This window comes from Neobacillus cucumis, from assembly GCF_023715505.1.
The window spans coordinates 1-9,946 of the sequence record NZ_JAMBOH010000062.1; the positions used below are offsets into that span (position 1 = coordinate 1).

Genomic DNA, 9,946 nt, shown 5'->3' on the forward strand with positions numbered 1-9,946 from the left:
CAATTAAATAGTCTGGCAATAATGGCGAGAAGGTCACACCCGTTCCCATACCGAACACGGAAGTTAAGCTTCTCAGCGCCGATGGTAGTTGGGACGCGAGTCCCTGTGAGAGTAGGACGTTGCCAGGCACGAAAAGGGACAATCTTAGACGATTGTCTTTTTTTGTCGTTAAAGAAATTAAAATTTTCGCTTGTGGATAACTCTTAATAAATGGACTATGGACGTCCAGCTCCAGCGCCTAGCCCCTCGATGGTCTACAGCCACTCAGGGAATGAAGGCAAAGAACGCCTTCTTTCCCTGAGCGACTTATGCCGGTCGGGGCATTCAAGCGCTTGCGCTTTTGTTCTTTTTCCAAGGTGATAAATAAAAAAATGGGTATATAACCCTTCAGCTTTCCGCAAAATACCAGTAATGAATTATTAGGGAGTTGGCATTTTTGGGAAAAAAGGGGATACAAATTCCGGTCAAGGAATCATATGAAGAAAACATTGAATACTTGAAACAAGAGCTGCGTGTCGGGAAAAGCTTTGATATTATCCACCGTAAAATTGATTATGCAGGACATAAGATGAGCATGTTCCTCGTGGATGGGTTTGCCCAGGCTAATATCCTTCTATTAATCATGAAGGAGATTGAAAAGCGGAAACCCGAGGAATTTAAAGATGATCCAATAAATGAGCTTGTTAAAACCTTTATACCACATGTTGAAGTAGTAACCACCCCTGACTTGGAGGAAGTAATAGCTCAAGTTCTTGCAGGACAAACTGCTTTAGTTGTTGAACAAGGCAGTAAAGTAGTCTTGATTGATTCAAGAGAATATCCAATCCGTTCTCCTCAGGAACCTGATATTGAGCGGGTAGTTCGTGGGCCGCGTGATGGGTTTGTGGAAACGATTGTATTTAACCTTGCATTAATCCGAAGGCGGGTAAGAGACCGTTCATTAGTCATGGAATATGTACAGGTAGGAAATCGATCAAAGACAGATGTAGCATTAGTATACATAGACAGTATTGTTGATATGAAAAACGTGAGAATGCTAAGAGAAAAACTTGAGGATATTTCAGTAGATGGGGTTTCCATGGGTGAAAAAACAATAGAAGAGTTTGTCTTCGGCAGGAACTATAACCCGTACCCATTAGTTAGATACACGGAAAGAGCTGATACAAGCTCTGTTCATTTAATGGAAGGTCATGTACTTATTGTGGTCGATGGCTCACCAAGCGTTATGATCTGTCCAGCTACATATTGGCATCACCTGCAGCATGCTGAGGAGTATCGACAGAAGCCCTTGGTAGGTGGCTTTTTACGATTTGCAAGATATATTGCAGTTGCCGCCTCTTTATTTCTATTACCTATATGGTATACCTATGCAACAAATGAGCAGCTGCTTTCTGAACGATGGAAGTTCATTGGTGTAAAGGATCATGGAGAAATCGCTCTTATTTGGCAATTTCTTATTGCTGAAATAGGAATTGAAATTTTGCGGATGGCCGCCATACATACTCCTAATGCTCTTGCTACGGCTCTTGGTATCGTCTCTGCTATCATTATCGGGGATGTAGCGGTCCAAGTTGGAATTTTTACCCACGAGGTAGTGCTATACGTTGCGGTTGCTGCTATTGGAACATTTGCAACACCTAGTTATGAACTAAGCCTTGCAAATCGTATTTTCCGTGTTTTCTTTTTAATCATGGTCGCAATACTCCAAGTACCGGGACTAGTTATTGGGATTACGTTATGGATCTTACTATTAGTCGTAACAAAGACGATGAATATTCCATATTTATATCCGTTTATGCCGTTTAATCCCCTTGATTTCAAGTTAGTTCTTCTCCGCTCACCTGTTCCATATAGTAATATGCGAGGACACATGCTAAACCCACAGGATCGATCCAGACTAGATGACTAAGCCTATCAGACCTATCGAATCTGATAGGCTTTTTCCATTGATAGGCAAAGGGGAATGGTCATTAGGATTTTACTCCTATTAATATAAATGCAACCCCAAGTAAAATCCAGACGATTTTCATGACAGATATATCTCCAACAATCCCTACTAAGCCTATTGTTGTGGTTAAAATTAATATAATAGGACCAACAAGGGCGAGTGAGGAATTAATCATTAAAGCTTTTTCAACTGAATTAAATCTAAGCATTAAAATAGCTGCAAATATCTCGATACTTCCAGATAATAATCGTAAAAAGGCCATTCCCAATACTGCTTTTTCTAAGATTATAAACATAGCTACCTCCCGAAATTATCATTTTCATCACATTATATGTTGATAACTTCAAGAGAAGGACATGTTTTTTTCTTAACTTAATTGCATTTTAAAAAGGGAATACTAAATTAGTTTAAACCCGCTAATTAAAATCATAACAGCCATAATCATTCTTAATGGTTTTTCAGGGAATTTAGAAGATAAGTTGCTTCCTAAAATGACACCTGGAATCGATCCAGTCAGAAGATTAACGATTAAAAAGTAATCGACATTACCAATACCGGCATGAATGATTCCGGCTGCTGTAACTAAGAGAAAAGCATGGGCAATATCTGTTCCAACGAGCTCGGATGAACTTAAACGGTAGAGAAAGATCATGGCTAAGGCAAACAATGAGCCTGAGCCAATTGACGTTAATCCAACAATAAAGCCTAATACTGCCCCTAGGCCAATTGTTAATCCCCGTTTTCTCTCCAGAGGCTTCTTTTGCAGATGATTCCACTTATTTTTATCTTTCATAAACGTTTTAAACAGGGTAGACAATGCCACCAATATCAAAACATAGCCAAGTGCATGTTTAATCACTAATTCTTGATTGTGAAAATAAGAATCAAATAAGTGAAGGAGTGTAACAGCCATGACTGCACTGGGAATGCTCCCAATCGCTAAATATTTGACCAGTTTAAAGTTGATGGTTTTTTGTCTCCAATGCTGAATAGATCCAAAGAGTTTAGTAATGGAGTTGTAGAAAAGATCCGTCCCAACAGCAATGGATGGATTTATCCCTAATAATATTAAAATCGGTGTTAACAAGGCTGCACCACCAACACCTGTTAACCCGACCATAAAACCAATTACTAATCCCATGAAAATAATCCCAACACTCATTAGGCAACACTCCATAGAAAAAATACTTACTAAACTAAATTATGAAGTAGTTATCCGCCTTGTTACATAACTTGTATGCCCAAAAAAAGCTGACTCAGTTCTTTTCTGAGTCAGCCGATTATGGAATCATAATTATTTTTCTTCATCATTCAGTTTAATTTTCTTACATCCAACATACAAACAAGAGAAGATATCGAGTCCTGGCTTAGCCTTAGCTAGTCCTTTAATATAGGGGGTAATTAAATCTTTAAAGTCTGCTCCCACTTCATCCTCTTCTAAAATGCCGTAAACATAAAGTTTCTTTTCAGCAAATAAGAAGGCCACATTCCCGACTCCCTTGTTTTGTCCATCAACAACATTTAAAACTTGATATTCCGGGGTAATGACCTCGGGTGAAAAATAAATTTGCAATGAAATCTTCTCCTTTAAGCTCTATGGTTAGAATTAGTTGGCGTTACGTAAATTGGAGCTTTTCAAATAGTGAATCATTTTCTTCACTAGGTTTCTTTTTAGCAACATGGATCAGCATCATGCAAAGAATGCCGCATAATAATGTCAATCCTGCGGTAGAGAGAAACATGCCAGATCTAGACCATTCCATTAATGTACTAAAGATAGGAGGACCGATGGCTACCCCTAAAAAACGAACGGATCCATAGAGGGAAGTGACAAATCCTCTTCTGTCAGACGGAACGGAACCAGTAATAAAGCTATTAATGCATGGCAGCACAAGGCCGGTGCCGATACTGCTGACAACCAGTACTGCAAAGAACGGTAATAATTTAGTGAAGAACATTAGAGATGCAAAAGAAGCTGTCATTAATAAACAACCAATGACGATTAGTTTTTTCATAAGACTCATTTTTTTTCCGATATTACTTCCGGTGATATAGGAAGTAGTGGTCATAAATAAAAGCGGTATTGCTAATATAGCCCCTTTTAACAAGCCGTCGATATGATGGTCTTTCTCGAGTATATCTGAGATATAAAACAAAATCCCAAACAACGTAAATAAACAGGAAGCCCCTGTTAAATAAGCGGCAAACAGCCAGCGGCCTTCCGTTTTAAACACCGAGACAAGGCCTTTAATATATTTTTTAACTGGCGGAGGTTCTTTTTCTGCCTTTTTCTCTTTAATGAAAAAGATAGTTAACAAAACGGATAGGAAGCAAAAGATTGGAAAGGCAAAGAAGGCTGCATACCAAAAGAGCAGGGCTAGTAACGACCCAATAATCGGACTGATTACCTTTCCGAACCCATTGGAGGCTTCCACTAATCCTAATACCTTACTTTGTTCGCTACCTTTAAATAAGTCGCCAGCTAAAGCCATCGCTATTGGTGCTGTTCCTGCGGCACCCATTCCCTGCATAATCCTCCCAGCCAATATCCATGTGTAGGCATTTGAAAACCAAGCTGCTGCCGCACCAGCTAAAAGTCCACCGCTGCCGTACAAAATAAGTGCAGGAATGATGACAGCCTTTCGAGAAAATCTGTCGGACAAATAACCTAATATGGGTATTGAAATTGCTGCAGCAATCGAAAATACTGAGATAATCAAGCTTGTCTGAAATTGGGTTACATTCAGTTCTGTTTTCATCTTCGGAAGGACAGGGATCAGCATCGAGTTCCCCAGAACTAAAATTAGCGGGATAGAACCGATGGCTGCTATTGTTAAGCCTTTATGTTTTTGCTTTGGCAAGGATGTACACCCCTAACTATAAAATTAAGCTTTATTATTGTTTGTTTTAGATAAATGTTTATACATGACAAATGCCTAATTACTAGGTGAAATAGCCCATTGTTTACACACTAACCCAGTTTTTGAATAATCTATCCTAGAAAAATAGAGGAGGCGCATTGCCTATGAATTTTTTAACATTACCGGAAAGGACTTCTGGAAATCGAACTTACGGTTTGACTTCTGTCATTGATTTCGGGACCCCAATAGGGGAGTTAAAAAATATATTATCTGATTATGGTAACATCATTGATATTGCCAAAATTGGAATTGGTTCTGCCTATGTTACCCCAAATTTACAGGAAAAAGTGAATCTTTATAAGGAGTACCAAATTAAACCGTATTGTGGAGGAACCTTGTTTGAGAAATGCTATTATCAGAATAAGATTCCTGAATATCTCGCGTATTTAAGCAGCTTAGGTATAAATTGGCTTGAGATTTCAAATGGAACCTTGGATATTCCCCTTCAGGAGCGTTTAAAACTGATTTCCCAAATAAAGGATGAGTTTCATGTAATAGCAGAGGTAGGCTCAAAAGATTCTAATAATGAAATGCCCATCTCTGATTGGAAAAAAGAAATTCAATTGCTTTTAAATGCTGGATGTGAATATGTCATAACCGAAGGCCGGGATTCCGGCACATCTGGAATTTATGAAAAGTGTGGAACGGTTAAATCCAATTTAGTACATGAATTATTAAAGGATTTAGATACACGCAAAATTATCTTTGAAGCTCCATCTGCCAAACATCAAATGTATTTTATAAAAGAAATTGGTCCTAACGTAAATTTAGGAAATGTGAAACTTCAGGATGTTCTTGTTTTGGAATCGCAGCGCCGTGGTCTTAGAAGTGAAACCTTTTTTCTGGAGGCTTAAGATGAACATTACTTTAATACGGCACCTTCCAACAGAATGGAATAAAAAAACATGGCTTCAAGGAAGACGGGACATTGACCTCGCTCCTGTCACTGAGGAGTTCGTCAATAAAATAGAACAAAATCAGGAGCTGCTTCAAAAACAGCCGTTTGACATAGTATTGGCTAGTACCTTGAAACGGACTCATCAAACAGCACATCTATATGGTTACCAGCCTGAAACCGAGGGATTATTAGATGAATTGGATTTTGGTCCTTTTGAAGGAGTTCCAAAGAGTAAGCTCATCCATAAGTATGGTAATAAGTGGATAGAGAACCCAAAGGAACTGATTCTGGGTGAGAGTTTAAAGAACCTCGAGGCCCGAATTGCACTATTTTTAAAAAAATATAAAGATTACCATAATGTACTAGTTTTCGGTCACGGCTCGTGGATAAGAGGGTTTGTTTCTTATGTAAATTATGGTGACATCAACAATATGAATAAAATAAACGTCGAAAACAATCAATGTATAACCTTAAAATTGGAAATGAGTGAATGAAATGGAGGGCTAAGGGTTGTCTGAACTGTTAACGTATGAAAATTGGGATGAAGAGAAAATAGCCTCCTTTATAAACAATAAACCAGATTTCCTAGATGTTTTAAAGTGGGCCTATCAGGAGTATAAGGATGATATCGTTTATTCCTGCAGCTTTGGTGCCGAGGGGATCGTTTTAATTGATTTAATTTATAAAGTTAACAAACAAGCTAGGATTATTTTCCTTGACACTGGTCTGCATTTCCCCGAAACGTACGAATTAATTGAAAAAGTTAAGGAACGTTACCCTTTATTAGAGATTATAATGCTAAAACCGAAGGCCAGCTTAGAAGATCAAGCAAAATGGTATGGTGACGAATTGTGGAAGCATAATCCCAATTTATGCTGTCATATGAGAAAAGTAGTCCCCTTAAAAGAAGCCTTATCCAATGTTTCTGCATGGATCTCCGGTTTAAGAAGAGACCAATCTCTCACAAGGAGAAATACCCAATATATTAATAAAGATGAAAAATTCCATAAAGTAAAAATTTGCCCTCTTATCCATTGGACCTGGGAAGATATCATGACTTATATTACCTTAAATAATCTTCCGTATAATCCTTTACATGATCAAGGATATCCAAGTATCGGCTGTGCACCGTGTACCCACCCTGTTACCAATACCAAGGATTTTCGTGCAGGGCGCTGGGCTGGAAAAACGAAAACAGAATGCGGACTCCATGAGGGATAAAGAACAAACCATATAACATGCTGACCGAATAATTGGGAGGTCTAGGGAGGAGAAAGATATGAGTGAGAGTATACCGCATGGCGGCAAATTAATAAATCGGATAGATGTTCATTTTTCAAAAGAAAATATTCGAAACTCTGTCGAACTCAGTAAATTGGAATTAAGTGATTTGGAATTAATCGCTAATGGAGCTTATAGCCCGCTCGAAGGGTTTATGGAAAAAAGGGATTATGATTCTGTTGTACAGAATATGAGGTTATCTAACGGACTTCCATGGTCCATTCCAATTACGTTAGCAGTAGAGTCTTTGAAAGCAAAACAACTAAAAATTGGAGAAACGATCAACTTAATTCACGGTAATACCATTTATGGTGTGATGACGATAAAGGAAATGTTTCGTCCAGATAAAAGGATTGAAGCCGACAAAGTATATAGAACGATTGATCCTCACCATCCCGGGGTTAAAAAGCTGTTTGATCGTCCGGAGATTTATATTGCTGGTCCGATAACCCTTATCAATAGACCGGAGAAAAAGATCTTTGAAAGCTTTTATTTAGATCCTATGCAAACTAGGAAGATATTCAAAGAGCTAGGTTGGAAGACGGTTGTTGGTTTTCAAACAAGAAATCCTGTTCACAGGGCTCATGAATATATTCAAAAATCTGCTTTAGAAATTGTTGATGGTCTATTCTTAAATCCGTTGGTTGGTGAGACAAAGGCCGATGATATTCCAAGTGAAATTAGAATGAAGAGCTATCAAGTATTACTTGAAAATTATTATCCACAGGACCGTGTCTTCTTGTCTGTTTTTCCAGCTGCCATGCGTTATGCCGGACCAAGAGAAGCCATTTTTCATGCCATTGTCCGGAAAAATTATGGATGTACGCATTTTATTGTGGGAAGAGATCATGCGGGGGTTGGAAATTATTATGGGACCTATGATGCCCAAAAAATTTTCAGTCATTTTTCAGAAGAGGAATTAGGGATTAAACCACTATTCTTCGAACATAGTTTCTACTGCAGAAAATGCGAAAATATGGCGTCTGCAAAAACATGTCCTCATGAACGAGGGTATCATGTGATTTTATCGGGGACGGCGGTTAGAGGAATGCTGAGGAATGGCGTTCATCCTCCAAAGGAATTCAGTCGTCCAGAGGTTGTGGAAATCCTTATCCAAGGTATGATAGAAAATTATATAAATGAAAATTCAAATATTGGCTAGCTGCTAAAACAATTAAAGGGTGTAGGAGAATGAATAAAAGAGGAAACATCACCTGGCATCACACAACGGTTACAAAAAAAGACCGTCTCCTATTAAATGGTCATAAAAGCTGCGTTCTTTGGTTTACCGGGTTGTCCGGTTCAGGAAAATCCACGCTCGCCAATGCCGTTGACCATATGTTATTTCAAGAATCCTATCGAAGCTATGTATTGGATGGGGATAATATCCGTCATGGATTAAACCGTGATTTAAGCTTTCTTCCAGAGGACAGAAAAGAGAATATCCGCAGAATTGGGGAAGTGGCAAAACTGTTTGTCGACAGTGGGCAGATTGTATGTACTGCTTTTATCTCCCCTTTCCTTGAAGACAGGGAGCTTGTCCGCACAATGTTTGAACCAGGTGAGTTTATTGAAATTTACCTAAATTGTCCTATAGTGGTTTGTGAAGATCGCGATCCTAAAGGACTGTATAAAAAGGCAAGAAAAGGTGAAATTCCTGAATTTACAGGAATCTCATCTCCTTATGAGGCCCCAATTAATCCGGAAATTATAATTGATTCCGACAAAATGACGATTGAACAATCTGTAGACAAAGTAATTGGATATTTAAAAGATAAGAAGATTCTATAGCGAATCTTCTTATCTTTTACGCCAATTAGCGGTTAGGAAGCTAATCTTATGGATTTTTAGTTCGTATATATAATCAATGATGTTAGTCGAAAAAAATTGGCAAATAATCGCGAAAATCACAATTTTATAATCGATCACAAGGGCAGTTAATAAGAATATCAACAGGTTAATCCCCATCATCACTTTACCAGGGCTCCAATTTTTGTAGGTAGCAATCATTAAAGCCGGAATGACCATTCCCCCGCTCGATGCACCGGCCCGAATGAGAATCCCCACACCAATTCCAAAAAAAATACTGCCAGCAAGTAGATCCAATAATAGATGTACATGTATATGCGGGATATGCAAAGTTATGAAATTTACAATTGTCGAAGTAGTCGCAACAGATAGAATGGTTTTAAACGTCCACGTGTAGCCAAAATAACGGATGGCAAAAAATAAAAAGACTATATTAGCAATCCATAAGGAAAATCCTAATGATAAATGAAACCAATGATTCATTAGAATAGCAATTCCGGCAGCCCCGCCAGATGGAATAGAGTGAGGAAACAGAAACAATGACATAGATATTCCCTGCAGGCTTGCTCCTAATATTAAGCAGCAATACGTAAAAAATGTTCTTCTCATAAGCTATCCGATTCTATCGCTAATCGTGTAATAGTACTTACCAAGTTCATAACCCCCTAGGACAATCCTTACTTGTCCATTTTATGAGGGCTCTATCCCGAATATGAAGGATTGTTTAATGGATAATTTTTCATGTGGAGGTTTACCTGAAGAGGTGATATTATAAGAAAGCTACTTCGAAAAGAAGTCATCTTCATAATAAATCTAAAATTATGGTTGACACTTTTTTAATAGATGTGTTATTATATTTCTTGTCGCTTATGACATATTGTTCTTTGAAAACTAAACAAACAAAAACGTCAACAAACAATAATATTAGTTTCTATTTGAAACTAAGCCAACGTAACTTTTTGGAGCTAATCAACTTTCATGGAGAGTTTGATCCTGGCTCAGGACGAACGCTGGCGGCGTGCCTAATACATGCAAGTCGAGCGAATCTTTCGGAACTTGTTCCGGAAGGTTAGCGGCGGACGGGTGAGT

11 protein-coding genes and 2 rRNA genes are annotated in these 9,946 nt (G+C 38.3%); 8 read left to right on the forward strand and 5 right to left on the reverse strand.

The genetic code is table 11. The features are described 5' to 3' along the window. Positions 1 to 11: 11 nt before the first annotated feature. Together rrf and M3226_RS30905 are read left to right on the forward strand one after the other, a co-directional pair. Positions 12 to 128 (forward strand): 5S ribosomal RNA (gene rrf, locus M3226_RS30900). 308 nt (positions 129 to 436) lie between these two features. After that, entirely contained in the window at positions 437 to 1,909 is a 1,473-nt protein-coding gene (locus tag M3226_RS30905) for a spore germination protein (protein WP_251573293.1), read from the forward strand. Positions 1,910 to 1,970: 61 nt separating this feature from the next. On the opposite strand, the gene M3226_RS30910 is transcribed toward M3226_RS30905, so the two are convergent. The 4 genes from M3226_RS30910 to M3226_RS30925 all read right to left on the reverse strand — a co-directional run bounded on the left by M3226_RS30910 (position 1,971) and on the right by M3226_RS30925 (position 4,809). Further along, a complete protein-coding gene (locus tag M3226_RS30910) occupies positions 1,971 to 2,243 on the reverse strand; it encodes a YqhV family protein (RefSeq protein WP_176541400.1) in 273 nt (90 codons plus the stop codon). Between the two features lie 102 nt (positions 2,244 to 2,345). After that, positions 2,346 to 3,110 (reverse strand): sulfite exporter TauE/SafE family protein, encoded by a 765-nt coding sequence (locus tag M3226_RS30915; RefSeq protein WP_251573294.1) that lies wholly within the window; start codon positions 3,108 to 3,110, stop codon positions 2,346 to 2,348. A 132-nt stretch (positions 3,111 to 3,242) separates the two neighbouring features. Beyond that, a complete protein-coding gene (locus M3226_RS30920; protein WP_251573295.1) occupies positions 3,243 to 3,521 on the reverse strand; it encodes a hypothetical protein in 279 nt (92 codons plus the stop codon). A gap of 43 nt (positions 3,522 to 3,564) precedes the next feature. Then, on the reverse strand, positions 3,565 to 4,809 hold the full coding sequence (locus M3226_RS30925) for an MFS transporter (protein WP_251573296.1): 1,245 nt from the start codon (positions 4,807 to 4,809) through the stop codon (positions 3,565 to 3,567). A gap of 164 nt (positions 4,810 to 4,973) precedes the next feature. On the opposite strand from M3226_RS30925, the gene M3226_RS30930 reads away from it, so the two are divergent. From M3226_RS30930 to cysC, 5 genes are read left to right on the forward strand one after another with little or no spacing between them, the layout of a single operon-like run. Next, a complete protein-coding gene (locus M3226_RS30930; protein ID WP_251573297.1) occupies positions 4,974 to 5,723 on the forward strand; it encodes a phosphosulfolactate synthase in 750 nt (249 codons plus the stop codon). Between the two features lies 1 nt (position 5,724). Next, positions 5,725 to 6,261 carry a histidine phosphatase family protein gene (locus M3226_RS30935; protein ID WP_251573298.1) on the forward strand — a complete coding sequence of 179 codons (537 nt, stop codon included), beginning with the start codon at positions 5,725 to 5,727 and terminating at the stop codon, positions 6,259 to 6,261. Positions 6,262 to 6,277: 16 nt separating this feature from the next. Then, positions 6,278 to 6,988 (forward strand): phosphoadenylyl-sulfate reductase, encoded by a 711-nt coding sequence (locus M3226_RS30940; RefSeq protein WP_374110711.1) that lies wholly within the window; start codon positions 6,278 to 6,280, stop codon positions 6,986 to 6,988. 58 nt (positions 6,989 to 7,046) lie between these two features. Next, positions 7,047 to 8,210, forward strand: a complete 1,164-nt coding sequence (gene sat, locus M3226_RS30945) for a sulfate adenylyltransferase (RefSeq protein WP_251573300.1) — start codon at positions 7,047 to 7,049, stop codon at positions 8,208 to 8,210. Between the two features lie 29 nt (positions 8,211 to 8,239). After that, positions 8,240 to 8,839, forward strand: coding sequence for an adenylyl-sulfate kinase (gene cysC, locus M3226_RS30950; protein ID WP_251573302.1), 600 nt, complete (start codon positions 8,240 to 8,242; stop codon positions 8,837 to 8,839). A 9-nt stretch (positions 8,840 to 8,848) separates the two neighbouring features. Here the strand turns inward: cysC and M3226_RS30955 are convergent, their stop codons facing one another. Further along, entirely contained in the window at positions 8,849 to 9,466 is a 618-nt protein-coding gene (locus tag M3226_RS30955) for a YitT family protein (protein WP_285858071.1), read from the reverse strand. Between the two features lie 366 nt (positions 9,467 to 9,832). On the opposite strand from M3226_RS30955, the gene M3226_RS30960 reads away from it, so the two are divergent. Then, positions 9,833 to 9,946 (forward strand): 16S ribosomal RNA (locus tag M3226_RS30960); the annotation flags it as partial.